Genomic DNA, 26,556 nt, shown 5'->3' on the forward strand with positions numbered 1-26,556 from the left:
CACGCCGCCAGCGTTCGTCCTGAGCCAGGATCAAACTCTCATTAAAAGTTTGAGTTCTCACTCATTTCTGTCACTGACAGATTTATTGTTTTTTTCATTGTTCAGTACTATAACTTCAGTTATAGTGCCCTGCACATTGGTTCGTCTTGTTCAGTTTTCAAAGGTCTTTGTCACTCATTCTCTCAAGCGACAACTATATTAGTATATCACAGCTACCTGCCTCTGTCAACAGATTTTTTAAACTTTTTTCAAGTTTTTTTGCCACAATACACCATAGTCCGTACGGGATTCGAACCCGTGTTACCGCCGTGAAAAGGCGGTGTCTTAACCCCTTGACCAACGGACCTGAGCTTTTCAACTCTTTCTATTATACCTACTTTTCCGCCTTTGTCAAGGACTTTTTTTCCTCTTTACCGAAATTCTGAAAAGATAAGGGAAAAGAGCCAGTTAAACTGACTCCCTCTATTTATCTTGCCAATTAGTCGCACGTTCCTCTCCCCACCAGTAAGGAATCAACTCGGCAACTTTGATTGTTTTTCTTGTTTCGTAGTTCATCATGAACTCTGCTTCTTTATTTTCAGCATTCAATTCTAAGAGAAATTCTCTGCAAGCGCCACAGGGCATACCTGATCCTTCGCCGTAGGGAGGTTTATCTCGAAAGGCGAGGATTTTCTTAATTTTAGTTTGTCCTGAAAATTGATACATATTGAAGAGAGCTGCTCGTTCTGCACAGAGATGAAAAACGCCACAAGTACCCTCCATACAAAATCCTGTAAAGATTTGACCATCTTCTGCTTCTATCGCAGCAACAACATGGTTAGCATAAACAAAGTCAGAAACTTCATGGGGATTGAATAAGGTTCGTGCTTCTTCATACATTTTTTCCCATGTATCCATCGGAAGTCCTCTTTATTTAGAAATCTGTTTCAGCATGTTATCGATATGCTGGATAGATTTCTCACGACCTAATAGGTAAATCGTTTCTGGAAGTTCTGGTCCATGCATTTCACCTGAAACAGCGATACGAATTGGCATGAAGAGATTTTTTCCTTTGATACCTGTTTCTTTTTGAACCGCTTTAATTTGTGGGAAGATATTTTCTACCACAAATTCATCATCTGACATGGCTTCAAGTTTGGCTTTAAAGGCTCCAAGTACAGTCGGCACCGTTTCACCAGCCATGACTTCTCGTTCAGCTTCTGTCAACTCTGGGAAGTCTGAGAAGAAAAGGTCTGTCAATGGAACGATTTCATCCACTGACTTCATTTGTGGTTTGTAGAGTTCTACCATTTTTTCAGACTTGTCAGTCAAACGCCCTGCTTCTTCTAAGTATGGTTTAGCCATTTCAAAGATTGTCGCAAGATCAGCTCTCTTGATGTAGTCGTTGCTCATCCAGTCTAGTTTCTTCTGATCAAAGGCAGCTGGTGACTTGCTGAGACGATTTTCATCAAAGAGTTTAATCAATTCCTCACGAGAGAAAATTTCATCTTCGCCACCTGGATTCCAACCAAGAAGAGCGATAAAGTTAAAGACTGCTTCTGGAAGATAGCCTTTTTTACGGTAGTCTTCGATAAACTGAAGGGTGTTAGTGTCCCGTTTAGACAATTTTTTCCCCGTTTCAGAGTTGATGATCAAAGTCATGTGACCGAACTCTGGCGCTTCCCAACCAAGAGCCTCATAAACCATAAGCTGTTTTGGGGTGTTGGCAATATGGTCATCACCGCGAATAACATGAGAAATCTGCATATCGTGGTCATCAATAACAACAGCAAAGTTGTAAGTTGGGTAGCCATCTTTCTTTTGAATCACCCAGTCACCACCGATGTTGCCACCTTCAAACTCGATATCACCTTTGACCATATCATGCCATTTGTAGATACCAGATTCATTAACAGCCAAACGAACAGTTGGGATGATACCGGCTGCTTCACGTTCTGCAATGTAAGCCGCCTTTTCTTCTTCGCTCATGCCAAGATATTCATTGATGTAGCGTGGTGTTTCGCCAGCTTCTTCTTGGCGTTCGCGCTCTGCTGCCAACTCTTCTTCTGTAACGTACGATTTGTAGGCTTTTCCTTCAGCTAGCAATTGGTCGATGTATCTTTGATAGAGTTCCAAACGCTCTGATTGGCGGTAGTTTTCATGAGTTTCTGGGCTTTCATCCCAATCCATGCCCAACCAGCGAAGGTTTTCAAGCTGTGAACGTTCACCATCCTCAACATGGCGTTTTCGGTCTGTATCTTCGATACGAATGATAAAAGTTCCACCATGATGGCGTGCGTAAAGGTAGTTAAACAATGCTGTACGGGCATTTCCGATGTGTAGTAGTCCTGTTGGACTTGGTGCGTAGCGTACGCGGATATCTTTTGACATAGTTTCTCCTATAAAGTCTCTAGGCGTCTGCCTTTTTGCTTTCTATATTATATCACAAGTCTCGCCTGAGTCCAATGTCTATGAATAAAGAGAGTAAAAAGAGTGGTCATACCACTCTTTTCTTCTATTATAGACGTGCGTTAAGCTCTTTGCTCAATTCTTCAAATCCTGGTTTTCCAAGAAGGGCAAACATGTTACGTTTGTAGGCTTCAACACCTGGTTGGTCAAATGGGTTGATGGCATTCAAGTAACCTGAAAGGGCAATTGCCAATTCGAAGAAGTAGATAGTGTAACCAAGAGTGAAGGCATCTTGCTCAGGAAGAGTTACGTACATGTTTGGTACATCACCGTCTGTGTGGGCAAGAAGAACACCGTCAGTTGCTTTTTTGTTTACGAAGTCAACGTCTTTTCCTTGGAGGTAACCAAGTCCATCAAGGTCTTCTTCCAATGTAGGGATGATCACGTTCTTACGTGGTTTATCCACACGGACAACTGTTTCAAACATGATACGAGTTCCTTCTTGGATAAATTGACCCAATGAGTGCAAGTCTGTTGAGAAGTTAGCTGAAGTTGGGTAAATACCTTTTTGGTCTTTTCCTTCTGTTCAGGCACCCCTTGTGGATCCATCTGCTGGGAATTCCCTTGCACTGACTGGCTAGTTTGATTGACTTGCCAATCAACCACTGCGTCATCTATTTTTTCTAATTTAGACCCAGAAGCCTGGACTTTTTGTCCAAGCTCTGAATCAATTTTTTAGACTTTTATTTTTCTAAATTGCTTGATTTTAAATTTTGTTATGGTCAAGCAGTTTCGAAAATCTGAATGGTAGAGTCCTTTTCAATTACTACTGCTTGGTCTGCTGCAACATGGAGAGTGCCCGGCAGGCTGCCCTCTTTTGAACCATCAAAAGAAATCGTGATATGGCCCAGTCCAGTTAAATTTTTTTCTACTACATTTCCTACGGCAGTAATCGAATATTCCTGACTATCTACCACCAGCTTTCCACCTTCTAGTATTGCACCTAGAAGATTTTTGTTATCGATTTTAAAACAATACTCTGCTAAGTCTTCCGGAGCTTCTTCTCCAAACAAAATGAGCATATTGGCATCTTGAATCATATTCTGAGCTTCAGGCCCCACTTGAATTACTTTAGCTTCAAAAATTTTCTTCATCTAATTCCTATTCATCCTTTCTCAAATCTGTCATAAACTTATGCTTATAGATAAGTTTAACATAATAGTTGCTATGTTTACGTGCATCTATCAAAAGTTTACTGATAAAGGCCAATACTAGCTATCCAAGCTACTAGCACCCGCGGAACACCATTGAGAAAGCGTGAATAAAGCACAGAAGGGACACCAACCTCAACTGTTTCAGCCTTGGCTTCAGATAGACCGAGTGCTACAGGAATGAAATCACAACCGTTTTGAGTGTTGATAGCAAATATAGCTGGCAGAGCCATTTGGGGCGGAATAGTCCCTTTGCCGATTTCAACTCCAATTAAGGTTCCAATAATCTGACTGATAACAGCTCCGGGGCCTAACAAAGGAGATAGGAATGGCAAGGAACAGATAAAGCCAATCAAAATGAGTCCCCAGATGTTCCCAGCTAGGGGAACCATTAATTTTGCCAGCCAATTTCCAACACCTGAACCTTGAATAACCCCAATCAGCAAGGAAACAAAGGCCATGAAAGGAATGATCGTGTTGAGCATTGTTTGGATGGCTTCACGAGCAGCCTGGTTGAAAGTCGCAACGACCTTCCCAGCGCCCATCCCAATTCTTGCTACAATACTTGTTTCAGCTTTTTGCTCTGTAATTTTTTTACTAGTATCGTAAGTTGGCTTTTCTGTTACCACAGTTGTCGCTTTTTCGTCTTCATTAGCAGCAGAAATTTGATTAAGGCCAACTGCTGACACATAGATTTCCTCGGTTATATATTGAGCTAGAGGCCCACTTTTCCCTGTAGCGACAATATTTATTGTAGGGATCCCCTTTTTAGGATAAATACCACAGCGAAGAGTACCGCCACAATCCACGATTGCTAAAGCAATTTCCTCATCTGGGATAGAAGTTTTAAACCCATTAACAGCTTCCATACCGGTCAAATCAGCAATTTTATCTACAATATCTGGCTTTTCTCCTCCGCCAGTGATATAGATGAATTTATGCTTAGCTTCACTAGGTGTAATGACCAAAGGTCCTCCGAAACCGCCATTTCCTTTAACAACTTTTATACTCTTATATGACATAATTTCACTCTTTCTATAAATCAAATGTTTTACTCAAGGTAACACCTTGCTGTTTTGCTACATAAGCAGTTGTAAAATCGGTCACCCAACCGCCTACAAAGTTCATGACAAGCCCAACAAGCATGTAACGAATGGCTAAGTCCATTTGACTTAAACCTAAAGTTTGAATTCCTGTTGCAATTCCCATCCATACAAACAATTCCCCAGGATTGATATGCGGAAATACACCATTTGAAGTGTGGCAGAACTGCATCTGAGCTGCTACAAAACTAGGTTTATAATATTCTGGTAAGAAACGTCCCATACTGATTGCCATCGGATTCCCCAGCATAAAGGCAGAAATGAAAGGTAAAATCATATACCGGCTAACAGGATTTTTGGCAGAAATCTTAGCCAGGGAATTGACCTTCTCTTCTCCCAAGAAAGCGATAAGGGTATTCATTGCAATCAATAGCATTAAGACAAGCGGTACAATATTTGTCATCCAGCTAATAAAGGTTTCTCCACCTAATTGGAAGAGTTTCATAAAACTCTCTGCAAAATTTGTAATGTGATTCATAAGGAACTCCCTTTCTTATTTTTTTTAAATAACTGTTTAATAGATAATTGTAAGTAATTCGCATAAAAGCCGAATCCCAGAAAAGAATCAGATGAACTTGTCTCTTTCTCAATACCTGCCTCATTCCAAAGATAGACTTTTCTAGCATCTTCTATGGCTGATTGCATCAACTTATTTTCTTTTCTCACAAGAGGATTATACTTGTCAAAATAATGGATGTCTTCTCCAACATAATCGTCCATATTTTGAAAACGTGCTAAGATTGTGACTCCTTGCATTTTGCTAGCTTTAAGAACCCGACCGTTTTCATCAACCGCGAACATGACAATCGTACCGGATTTGATTCTTCCGGACTTCCTGCCAATCGCTACGCGCCCCAGTTTTCGGAGCATCGTATAGGTCTTATTGAAGTCTTTGAGTTGCTGCCAGCCGAGGAACATTTGAAATATATAAGCTGCCATGACAAATACAGCGAAAATTATTAGCGAATTCATTAAAATACTCCTTTGCTCTTAGAAAATGATAGAAACTCTGTCTCTGTTTCTACAGCCCTCAATGCTTCTTTTAGAGAAGGCTCTCCTGCAATTCGAAAAATGTCGTCATACAATTCCAGCAATTCACTCTCCATTTTGCTTTCAATTTCTGAGGGAATGGCGACTAGAAAGATAAATTCAATCCAATCATCTCCTTTTTGATAAGGCTCTTCTAGCTTTCCAAACATTAAAATAGTCTTTGCATAACCCTGGTTAATTGTATGGGGGAAGGCAATTCCTCCACCAAAAATGGTTGATTGTTTTTTATCCCTATCAATTATCCGATTTCTAAAACCTTCATCAATCATCTGAAGTTTCTCTAACTCTGCAACCATATTTAGCAAGTATTGCTGATAGGTTTTTTGGGGAGTCAAACGAAGAAAACGTAAGCTGACTGTTTCTAGATTTTTTTGATGAAAAGCATTGGCCCTCTGCCATTCTTCCTGCAGCCATTGATCATCAAAAAGATGATTAACTTGAATGACTGGAGATTTAGAATCTTTATATTTTAGAGGAACTGTCGTAAAAATCGCGAAATAGTCCTGATTCAAATCCAGATTAAAATCCTCTTCAGAATACTGAGTAATGTCTACATCATTTCCAAGAATTCGTCTGAGTTGCTGAATAATCATCGCAGCAGTTCCTCTTCCTGTTGTGCAAACTACAGCTATCTGCTTGCGAGAACCATTTACAACAGAGTTTTGCTTTCTTAAAATCATTTCAAAATACAAAGCCAGATATCCGATTTCAGATAATTCCAATTCAGAACCAAAAATTGCAGATAGTTCTTCTCCAGCAATTTTCGCCATTTCAAAAGCAAAAGGATATTGAGTTTGAACCTCGCCATGGAATATATCATTAGCTTGCACATGGAAAATCAGTCGATTGATTAAGGAGCCTAGATGAGACTTGATTTCTTCAAATAATTCTTCATCATCAAAGTTAACCAACATTGTTTCTTTGACTTTCTTGACAATCCCTTGAAAAATGTTTGCAAGCTGTTCAGATTGATAAGACGGCTTGCTTAAAGTGTCAATAAAACGGATATTAAACGGAAAACACAAAAAGTCTATCTCAAACTGACTGAGGGAAATCTTATAAGTCATCTCAATATGATAGATTAATTTTTCAACCAAAGGTGTCTCTGTTAAATCATTCCTATAGTAAGGAATAGGGCAACTCAACACCCTAGATGCATGAATACGCTCCACCATAATTGAAATTGTCTTTCGAAGGAGTTCCTTTGTTTCTTTCGGGATTTTATACTCCTGGAGTAGCGTCTCCAGAAAAGAAGATGTTGCCTCGGTGAGTGTCTTTCCTTCAAAGTAAGGGGCCACTTGGTGAATATAGAGCAAGCGCAAATTCAGCTCGGACCCCAAGACCTCCAGCCCACGGTTGGGCTTTCCTGAAATAGTGATAGAGTAACTCTCTGCCAAAGATTTTACTTGTTTTAAATCCTTATTAAGGGTACTTCTACTAACACCTGCTTCCTCAGCCAAGTCGTCAATAAGAAGAGGGGAGGTTGACTCAATTAAACGTTTTAGTAAATAGGCAATTCTTTTACTGGAAGAATTGAAGTCACTCTCCCGTTTTAAACTACCAGATAAAATCCTTTCCAACTCAGTATAGTCATACACCTCTAACATTAACTGATCATCTTGTGAGATAATCTGGATACTCGGAGCCAAAACATCATTTAATTGTTGGATACTCTTTTGCAAGGTTTGCATACTAATATCCAGCTCTGAGCGCATATCTACCAAGGAATAAGTTGGCTGTGAGACCATTTTTTCTAAAATATTATACCATCGATTTACTATGGTCAACTCTCTTCCTCACCTTCATTTTTTTAACCGCGAGTTTTCCCTCCGGCAATATTTGTAGTGACTCCAGTTATATAGCTAGAACGGTCTGAAATATAGAATGCTACAAGGTCAGCTACTTCCCGTAGTTTACCACTTCGTCCCAAAGGAGTTGTTGAAGTTGAAGCATAACCAGCTCGAATATCTTCTACCGTCTTTCCACGGGTATAAGCAAGAGCTTCCTCATAAGAAAGAGTTCGAAGTCCCGTAGCTTCCATAATTCCTGGAGCAATTCCAACCACACGTACACCATGCTTACCCAGCTCTTTTGCCCATGAACGAGTGTAACTATAGACTGCTGCTTTTGTGGCAGCATAGGCACTTTGTCCTTCAGAACCTTCCAAGCCTGCTTCTGAAGCCATGTTCACAATTACACCTTTTCCATTTTTCACTAAAATACGTCCCACTGCCTGACTAACCAGATACAAACCTTTTTGATTAATCATCGTTACTTTTTCAAACGTTTCATCGTCTAACTCGTAAGGACCTTTAGGATTTTCTGCATCAATTAATAATCTGGGAACATTAATCCCTGCATTATTGACTACCGCATCAATATTGCCAAATCTTTCAACTATTTTGGCAACACCCTCTTCTACTTCAGAGCGAGAAGTTACATCAACTTTTACAAATAATAGATTCGGGTGACGCAAATCGTTGTCGCTAAGATCAAAATTCGCTACATTGACTCCTAATTCCAGCAATTCTTCAACGATTGCCTTACCGATCCCAGATGACGCGCCAGTCACAAGAACTGTTTTGCCTTTTATGTTTAACCAATCATTCATTTTGATACCTCTCAAATTTTATTTACAAGGCAATTATACAGCGCTTTCATAAAAGAATTAAGACACTCTTTTTTACACTTTTAAAAAAAATAATAAACTAATTAAGAGGCTTGTACTAAAAATCCACAAGAAATGAACTTGTGGATCTTTTTATATTCTAAATGAACTCAAAGCATATGAGAATCAAAGGCGTGCATTCAACTCAGCACCCAGCTCTTCAAAGCCTGGTTTCCCAAGAAGAGCAAACATGTTTTTCTTATAAGCTTCAACTCCAGGCTGGTCAAATGGATTGATACCATTCAGGTAGCCAGAAAGAGCAATAGCCAACTCAAAGAAGTAAATAGTGTAGCCCAAAGTGAACTCATCTTGCTCAGGCAGTGTCACAAACATATTTGGAACTCCACCATCAGTGTGTGCTAACAGCACTCCATCTGTAGCTTTTTTATTGACAAAGTCAACATCTTTTCCTTGCAAGTAACCAAGACCGTCCAAGTCTTCTGCCAATTCAGGAATCAGCACATTTTTGCGAGGTTTATCTACACGGATAACTGTTTCAAAGAGGATACGGGTACCTTCCTGGATAAATTGTCCCAGAGAGTGCAAGTCTGTTGAGAAGTTAGCTGAAGTTGGATAAATCCCTTTTTGGTCTTTCCCTTCTGACTCACCAGCCAGTTGCTTCCACCACTCAGAGAAGTATTGCAGAGATGGTTCATAGTTAGCTAGAACTTCTGTCAGATAACCTTTACGGTACAAGATATTGCGTACAACTGCATATTGATATGCTTCATTTTCAGCCAACTTATCAGAAGCATAAGCCTTGCGAGCAGCATTTGCTCCTTCCATTAACTTGCTGATATCAGCTCCTGCAGCTGCGATTGGCAAGAGCCCCACTGCTGTCAATACTGTAAAACGACCACCTACACTATCAGGCACTACAAAAGTATCCCAGCCATTAGCATCTGCTTCAACTTTAACTGCACCTTTAGCGCGGTCTGTAGTTGCGTAGATACGTTGGTTAGCTTCTTCTTGACCGTACTTCTTAACCAAGAGTTCTTTGAAGACACGGAAAGCAATAGCCGGTTCAGTTGTTGTACCTGATTTAGAAATCACGTTTACTGAGAAATCTTTGTCTGATACATAGTCTACCAAATCAGCCAAATAGCTTGAAGAGATAGAGTTTCCAGCATAGAGGATCTGAGGTGCCTTGCGTTCTTCCTTTCTTTGCAAGTTTACAAATGAATTATTCAAGAAATCAATAGCTGCACGAGCTCCTAAATAGGAACCACCAATACCGATTACGATCAATACCTCACTATCAGATTGGATTTTAGCAGCAGCCTTTTGAATACGAGCAAATTCATCTTTGTCATATTCTTCAGGTAAGTTCAACCAGCCAGTCATTTCTGCCCCAGGACCTGTACCATTTCTCAGAGCAGAATCTGCTGCAGTCACTTGAGGCTGCATATAATCTAGTTCATGTGGTGCAACAAATTTATCTAATACTTTTGAATAATCAAATTTAATATGTGACATAATATTCCTCCAAAATTTCTTCTCTTCTATCATAACCCTTACCTTAGATTTTTTCAAGTTTTTATACTGAATTTTTCCAAATTTTATCATAATTTAAACATTTGCGTAAAAAATGTTACAATATTAAAATTTGAACGAAATAAGACAAAAAAACGACTAGGTTTCCAGTCGTTACAATTCATTCAATAAATACTCAAATAATTCTAAGTTGCCATCCTCTTTATTGACCAAAAATTCTGGATGCCACTGCAAACCAATAATACGGTGTTCATCGATAGATTCGATTGCTTCAATCGTTTGGTCACGTGGATCTACTGCAGTTACGCGGAAATTAGGTGCCAAGTCTTTAATACTTTGACGATGAACTGAGTTTACTTGACTTTCTTTACTAAACAACTTGGACACAACACTTCCTTCCACTGTTTCAATAGAATGTGAAGTTCCAAAAGGTAGACCTTGCCAATGACCTTCAATCTCCTGATTGAGTGTACCACCAAAGGCAACGTTTACCAACTGAACGCCACGACAGATTGCCATAATTGGTTTATTCTGACGAAGCGCTTCTTTCAAGAGGGCTAGTTCAAACTCATCGCGTACAAGGTTGTAATCATCGCTCTCAATAGTCTTTTTCTCTCCATAAAACTGAGGATGGACATTTTGCCCACCTGTCAAGATGAGTTTGTCAATCATTTCCACATAATCGCGCACAATGGACTCATCTCCTACAGGAATTACTAAAGGGAGACCACCGACTTGACGAATGCTCTCTGCAAATTTACAGGATACAGATGAGTGAATGTTTTTCCCTTCTGCATCTACAGGACATAGATTTGCAGCAACTCCTACAACCGTTCTAGCCATGATATGTCTCCTTTCGATTTTCTTGCGACAGTCTTATCTTATCACTCCAACCCTTTCCTGTCTAATATGTTTTTTTAAAGACCGTGATAAGTATTTTTTATGGACAAGAAAAAGCTGCCCAACGAGGACAACTTCTTTTTTATTCGAAGACAAATTGATTGTGATACAGTTCCGAGTAGAAACCGCCGAGTTTGAGCAACTCGTGATGATTTCCACGTTCAATAACCTCTCCATCTTTGAGGACAATAATCTGATCGGCATTGAGGATGGTCTTGAGACGATGGGCAATAACAAAACTGGTTCGTCCTGCTACAACTGCCTCCATAGCATGCTGGATTTTGCTTTCTGTTACGGTATCCACATTGGAAGTCGCTTCATCTAAGATTAGGACTTGAGGATCTGTCATCAAGGTTCGAGCGATGGAAATCAATTGTTTCTGACCAGTTGAGAAGATGTTTTGCTCATCATCAATAAGGGTATCATACTTGTCAGGCAAGCTTTCAATGTAGTCATGAATATGAGTTGCCTTGGCAGCTGCTTCGACCATTTCCTGACTGGCATCTGGCACACCAAAGCGGATATTGTCTCGGATTGTTCCGCTAAACAAGACCGAATCCTGCAAGACAATCCCGACCTTGCTCCGCAGACTGTCCAAATCGTAGTCACGAATGTCTTTCCCATCAAAGCAAATGCTACCTGCATCCACATCGTAGAAACGATTGATGAGGTTCATGATGGTCGTTTTCCCTGAACCAGTCGGACCGACAACTGCTACCATCTGCCCCTTAGGAGCTGAAATGCTGACATCTTTTAAAATCGGCTTGTCTGGCACATAGGAGAAATCAATGTGACTGATTTCAACACCTTCTCGCAATTCCGTAAAGGCAGGCGCATTTTGCGGACGAATCTCTTCTTCTGCATCGAACATTTCTTGGATACGATCTGCCCCAGTAAAGGCCAACTGGAGGCTCCCCCAACTCGCAGCCACCTGGATAATCGGCTGGTAGTACTGCTGAGAAAATTGGGTAAACATGACAATCAAACCTAGGGCTGTCGTTGTTTCGATACTTGGATCGTTCAGCAAGACCGCTGAACCTGCAAAAATAACGATGGCCGTATTGACCAAGCTCATCCCATTCATAACTGGAAAGAGGATGCCTGAGAACATTCTCCCTTTAAAGGTTGCCTTACGCACGCGCTCATTTTGCTCCACAAAGCCTGCTACGATATCATCTTGAATTCCTTGTACGATAACAGCTTTCTGTCCAGAAATACTCTCATCCATGTAGGCGTTGAGTTTCCCAACCTCTTTTTGCTGGAGATTAGTGTACTTGCGGGCCATCTTCACGATGAAAACCAACATGAGAAAGGCCACTGGGGTGCTGGCTACTGTTATCAGGGCTAGCGTCACATTTCTTGAAAACATGACAAAAATCAAACCGATGTAAAGAGCAATATTGCTCATGACCTGAACTAGGCTTTCATTGAAGGCTTGAAGGATGTTATCCAAGTCACTCGTAAAGCGAGAGAGGATGTCACCATCCTGATGGCGGTCAAAGAAAGAAACCGTTAAACGAGAAAGTTTGCCAAAGAGGCCCTTACGCATCTCATTTGTTGACTCAGCAATCACACGGGTCATCAAGGTCATGTAAATCAAACTGGATACCACTAAGGCGAGGACAACTAGAGCTAGATTCAGCATCAGAGCTGACAAACTCTGCCAGGCTAGTTCGGAAGTTCCATTTTGATAAGCCAGAACTAGGTTAGCGAGCTCCGTCACTGCTTGACCTGAAAAAACTGGAAAGAGGGCTTGGGCAATCGTCGCAACTGTAACCATCAGAATCACAATGGCAAAGGAGAACTTGTAAACTTTAAAATAATTCCAGAAAAATCGAACGGTTTTCATTTTATTCCTCCTTTCCCTTTTGTGTTTCGTAGATTTCGCGGTAGACGGCATTGTTAGCTACCAAGTCTGCATGCCGTCCTTCTCCAATCAAACGCCCTTGATCCAAAACCAAAATCTTGTCTGCATGGACGACCGAACTAATCTTTTGAGCGATGATAATGGTTGTCGTCCCTTTCAGGTCTTTGTTCAAAGCTTCCTGTACGAGTCTTTCTGACTTGGCATCCAAGGCCGAAGTCGAATCGTCAAAAATCAAGATGCGGGGATTGCTGACAATCCCACGAGCAATGGACATCCGTTGCTTTTGTCCACCAGAAAAGTTGGTGCCTCGTTCTTCGACCTGACTCTCAAATTTGTTTTCCATGCGTCCGATAAATTCACTGGCTTGGGCAATCCGTGCAGCACGTTCCATTTCTGACACGCTGGCATTACCTTTTCCTTGACGAAGATTATCTGCAATGGTCCCACTAAAGAGAATAGCACGTTGCAAGACGATGGAAACTGTTTTACGCAAGGTTCCCTCGCTGACGTCTCGAATATCCTTGCCACCAATCTTGATAGACCCCTCCTGTGGATCAAAAAGTCGTGGAATTAACTGAGCTAGGGTGGACTTCCCTGCTCCAGTCGCCCCAACCACACCGACCATCTGACCAGGCGTAATATCAAAGGTCACATTCTTCAGCATAGGCTCATCGTCATTAGGATAGGTGAAGGTTACATTTTCAAAAGAGAGACTTCCTTCTAACTCTTCATCTGGGAGATCTTTAAAGGTCATCGCTGGCTCGGTATCTAGAATTTCGCGGATACGACGCAAGGAAATCATGGCACGACTGACAGAATTTCCTAAAAATCCAACCATGATGATGGTAAAGATAATCTGGCTGAGATAGTTGATAAAGGAAGCAATCGAGCCCACTACAGACGGATCTGACTGAGCCATTCCAGCCACCAACCAGATAGAGAGGAAGACCGCTCCATAGCCGACTAGCATCATAACGGGTTCTATAACTGAGAAGGCATAACCGATATAAAGATTTTGGCCGAGAAGTTCATCAGAAACCTCGGTAAATTTGTCAAATTGTGCTTTTTCCTGTACAAAGGATTTGACCACGCGCACACCACGTAGATTTTCTTTGGCGATAGCATTGATCCGTTCAAGAAGGGTTTGAAACTTAGCAAACCGTGGTCCCATCATTCCCATCATGATGGCAGTTAGTGCAAAGATTAGGAGCACCATGAGGACAATCACCCACCAAAGTGACGGAAGAGTGTGAACCGCCAAGATAAAGGAACCGATAAAGAGAAGAGGGAGACGGAAAAGAATTTGAAAAGCCATCATCACCACGTTCTGAATCTGGTTGATATCATTGGTCATACGAACGACAAGGTTTCCGGCATTGAATTGCTCAATATTGGCATAAGAAAAAGTCTGGATCTTGCGAAAAGCGTCTTCACGAAGGTCCGAAGACACTCCTTGAGCAATATAGGCTGCAAGCGTTACATTGACCCCACCTGCAACCAGACCAACTAGGGCTACCCCTATCAACCAAGCGCCAATACTATAAATAGCCTCATGTTGACCGGCCAACAAAGCCTCTAACACCTCTTGCAAATAGCGCGGTTGCAAGAGCGAGCTCGCAACCATCAAGCCTGTCATCATTAAGGATGCCAAGGCCTGCCATTTATAGGTTTTTATTTTTTTAATGAGCATATTTCCTCCTAATAAAATAGATAAAGGGAGCGACATCCTGCGTCAGCTCCTTCTCATTCCTTCATATTGATGCTATTCTAGCAAAAAAGAGACATCTTGTCAAAGAAGTCTCCTTATTATAAATTAGTACGCTTTCATCTACAGGTGATGCATGAAAAGGCTTTTTATGGTAAAATGAAAGGAAGAACTCTTACAAGGAGGAAAAGATGAAGAAACAAACCATCGCTGTCTTGGGTCCTGGTTCTTGGGGAACTGCCCTTTCGCAGGTCCTAAACGACAATGGACACGAGGTTCGAATTTGGGGAAATATTTCTGACCAAATTGATGAAATCAATAACCAACATACAAACAAACGCTACTTCAAAGATATCCTACTCGACGAAAAAATTAAAGCCTATCATGACTTAGAAGAAACACTAAAGGATGTGGATGCTGTTTTATTTGTAGTCCCAACAAAAGTAACGAGACTGGTTGCCCAACAAGTAGCAAAGGTGCTTGATCACAAGGTTGTCATCATGCATGCCTCCAAAGGATTGGAACCAGATAGCCACAAACGCCTCTCAACCATTCTTGAAGAGGAAATTCCAGTCGATCTCCGTAGTGAAGTCGTTGTTGTTTCAGGACCTAGCCACGCTGAGGAAACCATTGTACGCGATATCACCTTGATTACGGCAGCCTCCAAAGATCTTGAAACTGCCCAGTACGTCCAAAATCTCTTTAGCAATCACTACTTCCGTCTCTATACCAATACGGATGTTATCGGGGTTGAAACCGCTGGTGCTCTTAAAAACATCATTGCAGTTGGTGCAGGAGCATTACATGGCCTAGGATTTGGCGACAATGCCAAGGCGGCTATCATTGCCCGTGGCTTGGCTGAAATCACCCGTCTAGGGGTCGCTCTTGGAGCTAACCCTCTGACTTATAGCGGTCTTTCTGGAGTTGGTGACTTGATTGTAACGGGGACATCTGTCCACTCTCGTAACTGGAGGGCCGGTGATGCTCTCGGTCGTGGAGAATCCCTCGCAGACATCGAAACAAACATGGGTATGGTCATCGAAGGCATTTCAACAACGCGAGCAGCTTACGAGCTGGCTCAGGAATTGGGTGTCTACATGCCAATCACACAAGCTATTTACCGAGTCATCTACGAAGGTGTCAATATCAAAGAAGCAATCACTGACATCATGAACAATGAATTTAAAGCAGAAAACGAATGGTCTTAGACCCTTATAGAAAGGAACATTATGAAACAAAAAGTCAGAAAAGCAGTCATCCCAGCCGCTGGATTGGGAACTCGCTTCCTCCCAGCAACTAAGGCCTTGGCCAAGGAAATGTTGCCAATCGTAGACAAACCTACTATCCAGTTTATCGTTGAAGAAGCTCTCAAATCTGGTATCGAAGATATCTTGGTTGTTACAGGTAAGTCAAAACGTTCCATCGAGGACCACTTCGATTCAAACTTCGAATTGGAATACAACCTCAAAGAAAAAGGGAAAACAGATCTTTTGAAGCTAGTTGATGAAACAACTGGCATGCGCCTGCATTTTATCCGCCAAACTCATCCACGCGGTCTCGGAGATGCTGTTTTGCAAGCCAAGGCTTTCGTCGGAAATGAACCTTTTGTCGTTATGCTTGGTGATGACTTGATGGATATCACAGACGAAAAGGCTGTTCCACTTACCAAACAACTCATGGATGACTACGAGCGTACCCACGCGTCTACTATCGCTGTTATGCCAGTCCCCCACGACGAAGTCTCTGCTTACGGGGTTATTGCTCCGCAAGGCGAAGGAAAAGACGGCCTTTACAGTGTTGAAACCTTTGTTGAAAAACCAGCTCCAGAGGATGCTCCTAGCGACCTTGCTATTATTGGCCGCTACCTCCTCACACCTGAAATTTTCCAAATCTTGGAACACCAAAAACCAGGTGCAGGAAATGAAATTCAGCTGACCGATGCAATCGACACCCTTAACAAAACACAACGTGTTTTCGCTCGTGAATTCAAGGGTGCTCGTTACGATGTTGGAGACAAGTTTGGCTTTATGAAAACATCTATTGATTACGCACTAAGACATCCTCAAGTCAAAGACGAGTTGAAAGACTACCTCATCCAACTCGGAAAAGAGCTGGCTGGGGAGGAATAGAAGAAAATTCCATATAAAATAAAAAAAGAGCTAGGATAGTTAGTTATCCTAGTTCTTTTTATTTTATATTGCTATTCTTTAGAACATCTACTTAAAAAGGAATCTGTATTTCTCAGTTCACTTACTTATAAACTCCATTGAAATGGTCTCAAACTTCATGAAAGCGTTACGATATTATTTGTTTTTTTATAAAAATAGGAGTACAATGAATTAGTATAATAAAATAAAAAGCACCGAATCGGTGAGTATTACTGATTATGGATAACCATATTTTAACTCAAAAGAAAAATCTTTTGGCTGTGTTGTTTCGAATGGTTCCAAAACTTTTTTGTCTGATATAACAGAATATTTTAAAAATGAAGGGGGTTCTATGGAGATTGATGTGTTTTTTGATTATTATTTAAAATCACTTAGGTTTTATTTTGGTGATAGGTGTAAGGATATTGGATTTATAAAGTTTTTTAAAGATGAAAACAATAGTTTTATTACCATAGAGGATTATGTTTTAGAAGCATTAGTAATATTGTCAAATATTTTGAGTAAGGAGAGGATTGTGTTTTCTTGTGGATTTATTCATAGCAAGGGGGTAGTTACTGGAGTAGAAGTATGTATGAATGTATTAGAGTTAGAAAGATTAAATAATTTGTATAAGATATAGTTTTGAAGAATATTAAAAAACATTAGGTAAACTGTCTATGTAGGATGGGCGGAGTTGATAGTATCAATATTTCCTAGTTATAGAGCTATGTTGTTTCGAATGGTTCCAAAATAATAAATAATTTTAAATTTGACTTAACTGTTGGAGTAGTCATGGTTAAATTAAATCAACCGAGTCGAATATAAGTTGTTTAGTTTTGTGGAAGCTATTAATAAGAATATAATAAGGGAGAAAGATAGGTGTAATTTTAATTTTAAAGTAATTGCGGACACTATCAAAGTAAAAGATTATGGAGAACAAATTTGTGGAATTTATCAAAAACAATAAAAAAGTAATCATTTCATCAGTTGCAGTTGGTGTTGTATTGGTATTAGGGTTTGGATGGTATTCATATTACCAACATCAAGCAGAGCAACAAGCAAAAATTGTACAATTAGAAAAAGATAGCAAATCAGACAAAGAACAAGTTGATAAACTATTTGAATCATTTGATGCATCTTCAGATGAATCTATTTCTAAGTTGAAAGAATTATCTGAAACTTCACTTAAAACCGATACAGGTAAAGACTATCTTAATAATAAAGTCAAAGAATCATCTAAAGCCATTGTAGATTTTCATTTGCAAAAAGGTTTGGCTTATGACATCAAAGATTCAGATGACAAATTTAAAGATAAAACAACCTTAGAAAATAATGTAAAAGAAATCAATAAACAAATTGATTTTATCAAGAAAGTTGATGAAACATTCAAACAAGATAATCTTGAAGAAACTACAAAATCTCTTACTGATATTGTAGATAAATTCAATAAGCAAATCGAAGTTTTGAAGAAAGAAGAAGAACAAAAAGCAGCTGAAAAAGCTAAAGAAGAAGAGAAGAAACAATCAGAAGCTAAATCACAAGAATCTTCTGGTGGATCAAGTAGTTCAAGCAGTTCAAGTTCTAACTCATCTTCTGATTCTGGATCAAATGGTGGCGGAAGTAATTATGAAGCCCCAGCTGCCGAACAATATTCATCTGGCAACAGCAATAGCGGCGGAGGAAATGATGGCTATACAAGATATACGGGAACCGATGCTTTTGGACATTCAGGCAGTTATCAAGCAAATCACAGTAATGGTGATGTTCGTGACGACAATGGAAACCACCTTGGAAACTACGGTGGAGGAATTGCTGATTTTAGACAACGTTAATAACTATTTTAGAGCTGTGTTGTTTCGAATGGTTCCAAAACACATTAAAAGCTACTCATTCTTTGAGTAACTTTTTAGCTATTCCCCCCTACACATAGGTCATTCCCTTATAGCAAAGGAAAACAGCTAGTGCAATAAAAAGTACCGTTGCTCCGATTCGCTGGCTAGTACTGTACATCCTTCTCTCCCATTTGACTGGGAAGATGACTGCTAGAAAGGCACCGCCTACTGCCCCACCAATATGCCCAGCTAGGCTGATTCCTGGAATTAGAACACTTCCAATGATATTTATCACGAAAAGCGTCAGGTAGGATTGCCCCAACTGCTGAATATAGGGGTTGCGAGTTGCGTAACGCAAGACGATAATCGCAGCAAATAGCCCGTATAGGGAAGTGGATGCCCCAGCAGCGACAACTTTCGGTGTGAAAGCAAACACAAAGAGATTACCCATCATTCCAGATAAGAGATAGAGAAAGAAGAACTGCTTAGAACCGAAAATCTCCTCCACCTGTCGTCCAAGAAAGTAGAGCGAAATCATATTGACAATGAAATGCTCCCATCCAATATGCACAAATATAGCCGAAAAAAGGCGCCATATCTGCTCAGGGAACAGGCGAATGATCGGTCCATACATGGCTCCAAACTGAAGCAGGGTATCTGCTCGTTCAAAATTTAAACCTGTAAGAACCAACATCAAGAGAAATACCAATGCTGTTACTAGGAGGAAGAAGCTAGTCACAGGATAACGTTTATCAAAGATTTCCTTCATCTATTAGCACCTCCTGGACGGGAATATCATGGTTTTCCGAGTTAAACTCCTGAACTTGACAAGGATAGATTGTACTCATGGTATGCCCAGCAAAATGTTCTAGATAGCGGTCATAGTATCCTCCACCATATCCGATTCGATAGCCTTCTGTCGTAAAAGCTAGCCCTGGAACATGAATCAAATCAATCTGAGACGGTTCCACCACTTCCAAGTCTCCTTGCGGTTCCAGTAAACCAAAGGAAGTTTTTACCAACTGCTGCGGATGATAGACCACAAACTCCATCCGTCCCTTGGGATAGGTTTTGGGTATCAGAACCTTTTTGCCGGCCTTCCGCGCCTGGTCAATCAGTCCCTGCGTTTGAAATTCATGAGGGAAGGAGAGATAGGTTGCGATGGTCTTGGCTTCTTGGTAAAAGGGATGTTGTAAGAAACGCTCAGTTAAAACTCGATCCATAGCCTGTTTTTGCTCCTGAGATAGAGACTTCATTTCTTGCAAAATTTTCTTGCGTAGTTCTGCTTTCATAGACAATTCCTCTACTCTGCTGCCTTCTTTTTCAAGAAACTAGAGACCGCATCTACCCCAATGGCTAAGGCTTCTTCCTTAGGGCTCATCTGAGGGTGATGAAGGGCGTAGGGACTATCGATACCTAGCCAGAACATAACGCCATCTACCTTCGAAAGGAGATAACCAAAGTCCTCACCCGTCATAGCAGGCTCGATATCAATCAACTCAATCCCGTCTTTCTCTTCAAAAAAGTCCATCAGTTCACGCGCCAAGGCTGGATTGTTCTCAACAGGTAGGTAGCCCCCTTGCTTGAGTTCTACTTCGACTTCCATATCAAAGGCTGCCGCAACCCCTTCTGCAACTGTCTTGACTCTTTTTTGTACCAAGAGACTCATGTCCTGAGTCAAGGCGCGAATGGTTCCGTGTAAAAAGGCTGTGTCTGTAATGACATTGTTGGTTGTTCCAGCTTGGAAAAGGCCAAAGGTCACCACCGCTCCCTCGATGGGATTAACATTGCGACTAACAACTGACTGCACCTGGGTTACAAAGTAACTAGCGGCCACTAAGGCGTCATTGGCTTCATGCGGGAAGGCTGCGTGTCCACCTTTTCCTTTGAAACGAATCTTCACCTCACAAGTCCCTGCAAAGAGCGTATGGGTATTGGTAGCAATCTGTCCAACCTTCAGATCCGGACGGACATGGAGGCCATAAAACTGGTCTGGCAGCCAGTCCCCAAAAGCACCAGCCTCATACATGAGCATCCCACCAGCTTCATTTTCTTCAGCAGGCTGAAATAGGAAGAGCAAATTATTCTTGGGTTGCTCCTCAAGGGCGCGTTCGAGACAGCCTAAGGCAATAGTCATATGAAAATCATGGCCACAAGCATGCATGCGACCTTGGTGCCGAGAAGCGAAAGGCAGTCCCGTTTGTTCGACAATAGGCAGGCCATCAATATCTGTCCGCCAACCAATGGTCCGCTTCGGCTGGCTTCCCTGCAAATAGACCAAAATCCCTGTCCGCCACGTACGAACTTGAACAAAGTCCTTACCCGAAGTCAATTTCTCAATCACAGCCAACAAATAAGCCTGTGTCTTGAACTCCTCCAAGCCAATCTCTGGAATCTGGTGCAAATCTCGTCGAGTCTGAATCAAATCTAACATCTATCTATCCTCCTATATAGCAGAAAGAGGCTGGAAAAAGGGTTCCGCCTCTTTTTTACTTTTACAATTACAAGGTACGAAGCGCATCCTCAAGCGCTGTTTTTTGTTGGGTTTGGGCATCAATTTCTTTGATGATACGAGCCGGAACGCCTGCTACCACTACATTTTCTGGGACATCTTGGGTAACAATAGCTCCTGCTGCAACAACTGAACCACTGCCGATTTGAACTCCTTCGATCACCACTGCATTGGCACCGATAAGAACATTGTCTCCAACACGGACTGGTTCAGCACTAGCTGGCTCAATCACACCTGCCAAAACTGCACCTGCACCAACGTGACTGTTTTTCCCAACGATAGCACGACCTCCAAGGATGGCACCCATGTCAATCATGGTTCCTGCACCGATTTCAGCACCGATATTGATAACAGCTCCCATCATGATAACAGCATTGTCACCAATTTCTACCTGGTCACGGATAATCGCACCTGGCTCAATACGAGCATTGATATCACGTTTATCTAGTAAAGGAACTGCAGAATTACGAGCATCTTGCTCAACAACATAGTCTTGATTTTCTACTAAACCTTCAAGAAGCGGAGCGACATCCTTCCAGTCTCCGAATAAAACATTTCCTAGTTTGACAACAGAGCTAGGCACAGCAGATGCGAGTTGTCCTTCAAAGGTTACTTTAACACTGGTTTTCTTTTCCGCATTGGCGATAAATTGGATAATTTCTTGAGCGTTCATTTTTGTAGCAGTCATAGACGCCTCCTGGTTCGTTATAATGATACCTATTCTACCAAAAAAGGCTTCAAATTTGAAGCCTCAACTATCAAATAAGCATCTTTACTGGGCTTGTTTTGCTTCTTCTACAGATAAGAAAATCATCGGAACGATAATCAACACCATAGCCAAGGCCAAAAAACCATCCATGACCAATCCCAGAAAAAGAACACTTAATAAAGCTGAAGAAAGAGGTTCGCTAGCACTCACCACCGATACAACCAGCGGGGAAACGAGTGACACAGCCTTCATAGATAGGAAGAAGGCAAAAGCGGTGCCAAACACGGCAATCGTCAGACAAATCAGCACACTTACCAAATCCACTTGAAAACTTATCTGATAAATAGGGTATAGGAAATTACTAAAGAGTCCTGCCAAAATCATCCCCCAACCAACAGTCGGAACAAATCCGTAGCGCCGTGCAAAACGCTGAGGAAGGATAACATTAAACATGACCCCTACTGCACTGAGCAAACCTGTTACTAGAGCCAAAGGTGTCATGGATAACTGGGACAAATCCCCTTTTGTAGCCATCAAAAAAACACCTAGCATGGCAATCAAAACATAGAACACAGCTGTAATTGAAGCCTTCTTCTGGTAAATGATTCGATTGTAAAACAGGATAAAAACAGGGCTGATAAATTGCAAAATGGTCGCCGTCGTCGCATTGGAATACTCAACGCAGAGATAAAAGAAAAATTGCACAGAAAAAATACCTAGAATAGCATAGGCTAAAAAGGGTAGATAATTTTTCTTATCACGCCAGATGTCCAACAAGTGGCTACGCAACTGAAAGGCAGATAGACCTAAAACCAAACTCCCTGCCACTAGTAAACGCATAGAAGTAATCCATCCAGAAGACACTGGATAATGAGTGAAAAAATACTCTCCTAAAATCCCACAAATGCCCCAGATTAGGCCTGAAAGTAGCGAGTATACTGTCCCCTTAACAATCTTTTTCTGATAATGATTCATATTATTATTGTAACACGAAACCAACAAAGAAAAAAGTAGCAACAAGGAGAAATTACTAACCTTGCTACTACTCTTTCTTAACGATTAAATAGACGTGAACGTCCTGAAGAACCACTTTGAGTATTTCCACTCGAACTTGAACTTCCAGAGCTACTGCTTGAACTTGAGCTACTGTTTGAGCTTGGAGGAGTCACTGCCGGAATGCTTCCTAGAATATTCTTCCATGCGTTCAGATAATCTGCATCGCTTCCTCCAATAGCAAAGCGATAGGTGGTCACTGGGGCACCTTCTTTAGTAGCCCAGTAGCTCGTTACTGTTGATCCAGAAACTTCTATTTCTTTTCCATTGATGGAAACCTTGCCTGGTTTTTGTCCTGTAGATCGGAGAACTTGTGACTTGGTCACACTTGGATCCAGATTAAAGCGCTCATTCCCCCATATTCCAGGTTCAGCTTGTTGGATAGCATTGACCAAGTGGGCCATATAGTTGGCATTACGATAGTGGCCTGCTCCTTTGGCTAGTGGTCGGTTATCATCGTGACCTAACCAGCCACCCAAAGTCAAGCGAGGTGTAGAAAGCATGAGCCACATATTTTCATCTTCATTGGTCGTACCAGTTTTTCCGATCCAGTCAGCACGAGCTAGGGATGGATTGATAGTCGTCAAATCCGTCTGGAAACTTGAAGTAATCCGAGACGAGATAACATCCCGAAGGAGACTTTGCATAATGGTTGCTGTCGCTTTTGAATAAACTTGGACAGGCTCATCCTTGTGCTCGTATACCAGTCGGCCATCCGTTGACTCGATCTTCGCAATCATATGTTTCTTATGGTAAACTCCATTGTTGGCCAGAGTTTGATACCCGTTGGTATGCTGGGCAACTGTAACGTCAATCCCTCCACCCATCGGTAAACTTTCAATCCCATATTCTGGGATTTCGTAACCCATTTTTTCCATATAGCCTTTGACATCAACACCCTTCTCTCGAAGCGTACGATACGTCCAGTAGGCCGGGATATTCCATGAGTAGTTAAGGGCTTCTCCCAATGTCATCATTCCCGTACCAGGACTATTGACATACATGATGGGGTTCCCGTTTGAGAAGTTGGTAGGATAGTTTGATAAGATACTTGCACTTCCCATCAAACCTTGGTCAATAGCGATACCATAGGCCAATATAGGTTTTGTGGTTGAAGCTGGAGAACGCTTGGTATCGATAGCGTGATTGTTCTGATTTTCTTGATAATTACGGCCACCAACAAATCCAAGGATAGCTCCCGTTTGGTTGTCCATGAGGACATTCCCCACCTCAGGCTGGCCTGTCGAATCATCTAGCAGATAACCGTAGGTCGCAACCGCATTTTGCATCGCAGCATGAACATTTTTATTGATAGTTGTCGTAATCTTATATCCACCATTTTCAATTTCCTTGGCGGCTAGATCACGATAGGATTTCTGAATGGACTCATTCTTTAACTCTTGCGCAGAGACATTATCTCGTTGGACAAGGTAGTCGTACATGCGGTCAGTAGCTTCTGCCAAGGTTGCATAGTAGAGATAGTCACGCGAAGTACCACTAACACTACCTGATGGTAGGAAGTCTTTCTTAAAGTCATAATCTTTGTACTTATCGTAGTCTTCCTGACTTAGAGCTCCTGTCCGGTACATGTTGTAGAGGACATCCTTGGCACGCTTGATTCCCAAAGCCATGTCCTCATCACTCTTCATACTACCATCAGATTCATAAGGAGAATAACTGATTGGACTCTGTGGCAATCCTGCGATAAAGGCAGCTTGAGGGACCGTTAAATCCGAAGCATTGACTCCAAAGATTCCTTCTGCAGCCTGCTGGGCACCTGCAATATTTTGACCTTTATGATTGCGACCAAAAGGAGCAATGTTAAGGTAGGTTGTCAAAATCTCATCCTTACCCATGGCCCGTTCTAAAGCTAGAGCATCAATAATCTCTTTAGCCTTACGAGCTAGAGTTGGAGCATCCCCCACCACTTGCTGCTTGATGACCTGCTGGGTCAAGGTCGAACCACCACTAGACGAGCCTAGACCGACAAAGGTTCCCAAGGTCGCACGAATAACGGCCTTAGGCACAACTCCCTTGTGCTCATTGAAATGCTCGTCCTCTGTCGCAACAATAGCTTTCTTAAGGTTATCTGAGATAGCATCTGAAGCGACTGAAGTGCGCAATAAATCACCCTCGATCGAGGCAATGGTACTGCCGTCAGAATAAGTGATTTCTGAAATAGAGGCAATATCCTTCACTTGCTTGACCAACTCTTCTGCTTGAGGCACCTGAGCCTTGTCAAATAGAGCGACTCCATAACCCATAGCCACACCAGCGCCAAACAGTCCACCGATAAAGCCTAAGATAAAGAGAGTATTAAAGACTATTTTAAACCCACTCAAAACCTTAGCAAAAATAGACCCAGCCTTTCTAACTTTATCAGAAGAGATCCCCTTTTTACTGGTTTTCTTATTAGCTAGTTTTTCTGCTAGTCTTTTCTTCCATTTTGCAATTCGTTGCATTAGCTGCTGGAAAAAATGCAGCATTTTTGTTTTTAATTCATTAATTCTTTCTTTCATGAATGTCCTCGCTTTCTCTATTATACCATAAAAGGGAAACTTTCAATAAAATAGCCACTTTCTTCCCTATTCCACTAGGCTATTGACCAAGTTTGTGATACAATAGGTAGAAACAATATTTTATAAAGGAGAAAAGACACATGCACATTTTTGATGAGCTAAAAGAGCGTGGTTTGATTTTTCAGACGACTGATGAAGAAGCTTTGCGTAAAGCCCTAGAAGAAGGTCAAGTTTCTTATTATACTGGCTACGATCCAACTGCTGACAGCCTTCACCTCGGTCACCTTGTCGCAATCTTGACAAGTCGTCGTTTGCAATTAGCAGGTCACAAACCTTATGCGCTCGTTGGCGGTGCTACAGGTCTCATCGGAGATCCGTCCTTCAAAGATGCTGAGCGTAGTCTCCAAACAAAAGACACAGTAGAGGGCTGGGTCAAGTCTATCCAAGGACAACTTTCTCGTTTTCTTGACTTTGAAAATGGTGAAAATAAAGCTGTCATGGTCAACAACTACGACTGGTTTGGCAGCATCAGCTTCATTGACTTCCTCCGTGATATCGGGAAATACTTCACTGTCAACTACATGATGAGCAAGGAGTCTGTGAAGAAACGGATCGAAACAGGGATCTCTTACACTGAGTTTGCCTACCAAATCATGCAAGGGTACGACTTCTACGTCCTTAACCAAGAGCACAATGTATCCCTCCAAATCGGTGGTTCTGACCAATGGGGAAATATGACAGCTGGTACCGAATTGCTTCGTCGCAAGGCTGACAAGACAGGCCACGTGATCACTGTTCCCCTTATCACTGATGCGACTGGTAAGAAATTTGGTAAATCTGAAGGAAACGCAGTCTGGCTCAACCCTGAAAAGACTTCTCCATACGAAATGTACCAATTCTGGATGAACGTCATGGATGCCGACGCTGTTCGTTTCTTGAAGATCTTTACTTTCTTGACACTTGATGAGATTGAAGACATCCGCAAACAGTTTGAAGCAGCTCCACACGAACGCTTGGCTCAAAAAGTCCTCGCTCGTGAAGTGGTGACTCTTGTCCACGGAGAAGAAGCTTACAAAGAAGCTCTTAACATCACCGAGCAACTCTTTGCTGGGAACATCAAAAACCTTTCTGTCAAAGAACTCAAACAAGGACTCCGTGGAGTACCAAACTACCAAGTACAAGCAGACGAAAATCACAATATCGTGGAACTCCTTGTATCTTCTGGCGTGGTCAATTCAAAACGCCAAGCCCGTGAAGATGTTCAAAACGGAGCTATCTACGTCAACGGCGACCGCATCCAAGACCTTGACTATGTCTTGAGCGACGCAGACAAGCTCGAAAACGAACTCACTGTTATCCGCCGCGGGAAGAAAAAATACTTTGTATTGACTTACTAAA

Annotated in this window: 23 protein-coding genes, 1 tRNA gene and 1 pseudogene; 5 read left to right on the forward strand and 20 right to left on the reverse strand. The window is 41.6% G+C overall.

Annotation, left to right across the window (positions count from 1 at the left end):
• Positions 1-274: 274 nt before the first annotated feature.
• The 14 genes and pseudogenes from B7714_RS00390 to B7714_RS00455 form a co-directional block, all read right to left on the reverse strand.
• Positions 275-346 (reverse strand) — tRNA-Glu (locus B7714_RS00390).
• 116 nt (positions 347-462) lie between these two features.
• Positions 463-897: a cytidine deaminase family protein gene (locus B7714_RS00395; protein ID WP_084859212.1), complete on the reverse strand. Its 435-nt coding sequence runs from the start codon at positions 895-897 to the stop codon at positions 463-465.
• Positions 898-909: 12 nt separating this feature from the next.
• Positions 910-2,370 carry a glutamate--tRNA ligase gene (gene gltX / locus B7714_RS00400; RefSeq protein ID WP_084859214.1) on the reverse strand — a complete coding sequence of 487 codons (1,461 nt, stop codon included), beginning with the start codon at positions 2,368-2,370 and terminating at the stop codon, positions 910-912.
• A 127-nt stretch (positions 2,371-2,497) separates the two neighbouring features.
• A pseudogene (gene pgi, locus B7714_RS00405) lies at positions 2,498-2,974 on the reverse strand (glucose-6-phosphate isomerase); the annotation flags it as partial.
• Between the two features lie 196 nt (positions 2,975-3,170).
• A complete protein-coding gene (locus B7714_RS00410) occupies positions 3,171-3,542 on the reverse strand; it encodes a PTS glucitol/sorbitol transporter subunit IIA (RefSeq protein ID WP_008808177.1) in 372 nt (123 codons plus the stop codon).
• 98 nt (positions 3,543-3,640) lie between these two features.
• On the reverse strand, positions 3,641-4,621 hold the full coding sequence (srlE, locus tag B7714_RS00415) for a PTS glucitol/sorbitol transporter subunit IIB (RefSeq protein ID WP_038804194.1): 981 nt from the start codon (positions 4,619-4,621) through the stop codon (positions 3,641-3,643).
• A 13-nt stretch (positions 4,622-4,634) separates the two neighbouring features.
• Complete coding sequence (gene srlA, locus B7714_RS00420) at positions 4,635-5,180, reverse strand: PTS glucitol/sorbitol transporter subunit IIC (RefSeq protein WP_001015684.1); 546 nt, start codon at positions 5,178-5,180, stop codon at positions 4,635-4,637.
• The gene (locus B7714_RS00425) at positions 5,177-5,674 is read right to left on the reverse strand and encodes a transcriptional regulator GutM (RefSeq protein ID WP_033585448.1); all 498 of its coding nucleotides are present in this window, start codon (positions 5,672-5,674) and stop codon (positions 5,177-5,179) included. The genes srlA and B7714_RS00425 overlap by 4 nt, the downstream gene beginning before the upstream one ends.
• Positions 5,674-7,500 (reverse strand): BglG family transcription antiterminator, encoded by a 1,827-nt coding sequence (locus tag B7714_RS00430; protein ID WP_080639548.1) that lies wholly within the window; start codon positions 7,498-7,500, stop codon positions 5,674-5,676. The genes B7714_RS00425 and B7714_RS00430 overlap by 1 nt, the downstream gene beginning before the upstream one ends.
• A gap of 62 nt (positions 7,501-7,562) precedes the next feature.
• Positions 7,563-8,363: an SDR family oxidoreductase gene (locus tag B7714_RS00435; protein ID WP_038804195.1), complete on the reverse strand. Its 801-nt coding sequence runs from the start codon at positions 8,361-8,363 to the stop codon at positions 7,563-7,565.
• Positions 8,364-8,546: 183 nt separating this feature from the next.
• A complete protein-coding gene (locus B7714_RS00440; RefSeq protein WP_000018239.1) occupies positions 8,547-9,896 on the reverse strand; it encodes a glucose-6-phosphate isomerase in 1,350 nt (449 codons plus the stop codon).
• Between the two features lie 171 nt (positions 9,897-10,067).
• A complete protein-coding gene (locus B7714_RS00445; RefSeq protein ID WP_084859216.1) occupies positions 10,068-10,757 on the reverse strand; it encodes a gamma-glutamyl-gamma-aminobutyrate hydrolase family protein in 690 nt (229 codons plus the stop codon).
• Between the two features lie 139 nt (positions 10,758-10,896).
• Entirely contained in the window at positions 10,897-12,663 is a 1,767-nt protein-coding gene (locus B7714_RS00450) for an ABC transporter ATP-binding protein (RefSeq protein ID WP_084859218.1), read from the reverse strand.
• A 1-nt stretch (position 12,664) separates the two neighbouring features.
• Positions 12,665-14,371 carry an ABC transporter ATP-binding protein gene (locus tag B7714_RS00455; RefSeq protein WP_084859221.1) on the reverse strand — a complete coding sequence of 569 codons (1,707 nt, stop codon included), beginning with the start codon at positions 14,369-14,371 and terminating at the stop codon, positions 12,665-12,667.
• Between the two features lie 206 nt (positions 14,372-14,577).
• Here B7714_RS00455 and B7714_RS00460 point away from each other — a divergent pair, with 206 nt between their 5' ends.
• From B7714_RS00460 to B7714_RS00475, 4 genes are all read left to right on the forward strand, one after another.
• Positions 14,578-15,594, forward strand: a complete 1,017-nt coding sequence (locus B7714_RS00460; RefSeq protein ID WP_084859224.1) for an NAD(P)H-dependent glycerol-3-phosphate dehydrogenase — start codon at positions 14,578-14,580, stop codon at positions 15,592-15,594.
• A gap of 21 nt (positions 15,595-15,615) precedes the next feature.
• The gene (galU, locus tag B7714_RS00465) at positions 15,616-16,515 is read left to right on the forward strand and encodes a UTP--glucose-1-phosphate uridylyltransferase GalU (RefSeq protein ID WP_084859226.1); all 900 of its coding nucleotides are present in this window, start codon (positions 15,616-15,618) and stop codon (positions 16,513-16,515) included.
• 370 nt (positions 16,516-16,885) lie between these two features.
• Positions 16,886-17,173 (forward strand): hypothetical protein, encoded by a 288-nt coding sequence (locus B7714_RS00470; RefSeq protein WP_084859229.1) that lies wholly within the window; start codon positions 16,886-16,888, stop codon positions 17,171-17,173.
• A 289-nt stretch (positions 17,174-17,462) separates the two neighbouring features.
• Positions 17,463-18,365 carry a hypothetical protein gene (locus tag B7714_RS00475; protein WP_084859231.1) on the forward strand — a complete coding sequence of 301 codons (903 nt, stop codon included), beginning with the start codon at positions 17,463-17,465 and terminating at the stop codon, positions 18,363-18,365.
• Between the two features lie 88 nt (positions 18,366-18,453).
• Here the strand turns inward: B7714_RS00475 and B7714_RS00480 are convergent, their stop codons facing one another.
• The 6 genes from B7714_RS00480 to pbp1b all read right to left on the reverse strand — a co-directional run bounded on the left by B7714_RS00480 (position 18,454) and on the right by pbp1b (position 25,158).
• On the reverse strand, positions 18,454-19,134 hold the full coding sequence (locus tag B7714_RS00480) for a rhomboid family intramembrane serine protease (RefSeq protein WP_084859234.1): 681 nt from the start codon (positions 19,132-19,134) through the stop codon (positions 18,454-18,456).
• Complete coding sequence (locus tag B7714_RS00485) at positions 19,118-19,657, reverse strand: 5-formyltetrahydrofolate cyclo-ligase (RefSeq protein WP_084859237.1); 540 nt, start codon at positions 19,655-19,657, stop codon at positions 19,118-19,120. The genes B7714_RS00480 and B7714_RS00485 overlap by 17 nt, the downstream gene beginning before the upstream one ends.
• An 11-nt stretch (positions 19,658-19,668) precedes the next feature.
• Positions 19,669-20,799, reverse strand: a complete 1,131-nt coding sequence (locus B7714_RS00490) for an N-acetyldiaminopimelate deacetylase (RefSeq protein WP_084859239.1) — start codon at positions 20,797-20,799, stop codon at positions 19,669-19,671.
• 67 nt (positions 20,800-20,866) lie between these two features.
• The gene (gene dapD, locus B7714_RS00495) at positions 20,867-21,565 is read right to left on the reverse strand and encodes a 2,3,4,5-tetrahydropyridine-2,6-dicarboxylate N-acetyltransferase (RefSeq protein ID WP_084859242.1); all 699 of its coding nucleotides are present in this window, start codon (positions 21,563-21,565) and stop codon (positions 20,867-20,869) included.
• 84 nt (positions 21,566-21,649) lie between these two features.
• Positions 21,650-22,561 (reverse strand): DMT family transporter, encoded by a 912-nt coding sequence (locus tag B7714_RS00500; RefSeq protein ID WP_084859245.1) that lies wholly within the window; start codon positions 22,559-22,561, stop codon positions 21,650-21,652.
• A gap of 77 nt (positions 22,562-22,638) precedes the next feature.
• Positions 22,639-25,158, reverse strand: coding sequence for a penicillin-binding protein PBP1B (pbp1b, locus tag B7714_RS00505; RefSeq protein ID WP_084859248.1), 2,520 nt, complete (start codon positions 25,156-25,158; stop codon positions 22,639-22,641).
• Positions 25,159-25,298: 140 nt separating this feature from the next.
• Between pbp1b and tyrS the strand changes: the two genes are divergently transcribed.
• The gene (gene tyrS / locus B7714_RS00510) at positions 25,299-26,555 is read left to right on the forward strand and encodes a tyrosine--tRNA ligase (protein ID WP_084859251.1); all 1,257 of its coding nucleotides are present in this window, start codon (positions 25,299-25,301) and stop codon (positions 26,553-26,555) included.
• Position 26,556 lies beyond the last annotated feature (1 nt).

It is taken from the genome of Streptococcus oralis subsp. oralis, from assembly GCF_002096595.1.
Lineage (GTDB): Bacteria > Bacillota > Bacilli > Lactobacillales > Streptococcaceae > Streptococcus > Streptococcus oralis_D.

Excerpts from the sequence above, each read along its gene's own strand:
- B7714_RS00395 (WP_084859212.1), bottom strand. The coding sequence starts at position 897 with ATGGATACATGGGAAAAAATGTATGAAGAAGCACGAACCTTATTCAAT.
- gltX (WP_084859214.1), bottom strand. The coding sequence starts at position 2,370 with ATGTCAAAAGATATCCGCGTACGCTACGCACCAAGTCCAACAGGACTA.
- B7714_RS00410 (WP_008808177.1), bottom strand. The coding sequence starts at position 3,542 with ATGAAGAAAATTTTTGAAGCTAAAGTAATTCAAGTGGGGCCTGAAGCT.
- srlE (WP_038804194.1), bottom strand. The coding sequence starts at position 4,621 with ATGTCATATAAGAGTATAAAAGTTGTTAAAGGAAATGGCGGTTTCGGA.
- srlA (WP_001015684.1), bottom strand. The coding sequence starts at position 5,180 with ATGAATCACATTACAAATTTTGCAGAGAGTTTTATGAAACTCTTCCAA.
- B7714_RS00425 (WP_033585448.1), bottom strand. The coding sequence starts at position 5,674 with ATGAATTCGCTAATAATTTTCGCTGTATTTGTCATGGCAGCTTATATA.
- B7714_RS00430 (WP_080639548.1), bottom strand. The coding sequence starts at position 7,500 with ATGGTCTCACAGCCAACTTATTCCTTGGTAGATATGCGCTCAGAGCTG.
- B7714_RS00435 (WP_038804195.1), bottom strand. The coding sequence starts at position 8,363 with ATGAATGATTGGTTAAACATAAAAGGCAAAACAGTTCTTGTGACTGGC.
- B7714_RS00440 (WP_000018239.1), bottom strand. The coding sequence starts at position 9,896 with ATGTCACATATTAAATTTGATTATTCAAAAGTATTAGATAAATTTGTT.
- B7714_RS00445 (WP_084859216.1), bottom strand. The coding sequence starts at position 10,757 with ATGGCTAGAACGGTTGTAGGAGTTGCTGCAAATCTATGTCCTGTAGAT.
- B7714_RS00450 (WP_084859218.1), bottom strand. The coding sequence starts at position 12,663 with ATGAAAACCGTTCGATTTTTCTGGAATTATTTTAAAGTTTACAAGTTC.
- B7714_RS00455 (WP_084859221.1), bottom strand. The coding sequence starts at position 14,371 with ATGCTCATTAAAAAAATAAAAACCTATAAATGGCAGGCCTTGGCATCC.
- B7714_RS00460 (WP_084859224.1), top strand. The coding sequence starts at position 14,578 with ATGAAGAAACAAACCATCGCTGTCTTGGGTCCTGGTTCTTGGGGAACT.
- galU (WP_084859226.1), top strand. The coding sequence starts at position 15,616 with ATGAAACAAAAAGTCAGAAAAGCAGTCATCCCAGCCGCTGGATTGGGA.
- B7714_RS00470 (WP_084859229.1), top strand. The coding sequence starts at position 16,886 with ATGGAGATTGATGTGTTTTTTGATTATTATTTAAAATCACTTAGGTTT.
- B7714_RS00475 (WP_084859231.1), top strand. The coding sequence starts at position 17,463 with ATGGAGAACAAATTTGTGGAATTTATCAAAAACAATAAAAAAGTAATC.
- B7714_RS00480 (WP_084859234.1), bottom strand. The coding sequence starts at position 19,134 with ATGAAGGAAATCTTTGATAAACGTTATCCTGTGACTAGCTTCTTCCTC.
- B7714_RS00485 (WP_084859237.1), bottom strand. The coding sequence starts at position 19,657 with ATGAAAGCAGAACTACGCAAGAAAATTTTGCAAGAAATGAAGTCTCTA.
- B7714_RS00490 (WP_084859239.1), bottom strand. The coding sequence starts at position 20,799 with ATGTTAGATTTGATTCAGACTCGACGAGATTTGCACCAGATTCCAGAG.
- dapD (WP_084859242.1), bottom strand. The coding sequence starts at position 21,565 with ATGACTGCTACAAAAATGAACGCTCAAGAAATTATCCAATTTATCGCC.
- B7714_RS00500 (WP_084859245.1), bottom strand. The coding sequence starts at position 22,561 with ATGAATCATTATCAGAAAAAGATTGTTAAGGGGACAGTATACTCGCTA.
- pbp1b (WP_084859248.1), bottom strand. The coding sequence starts at position 25,158 with ATGAAAGAAAGAATTAATGAATTAAAAACAAAAATGCTGCATTTTTTC.
- tyrS (WP_084859251.1), top strand. The coding sequence starts at position 25,299 with ATGCACATTTTTGATGAGCTAAAAGAGCGTGGTTTGATTTTTCAGACG.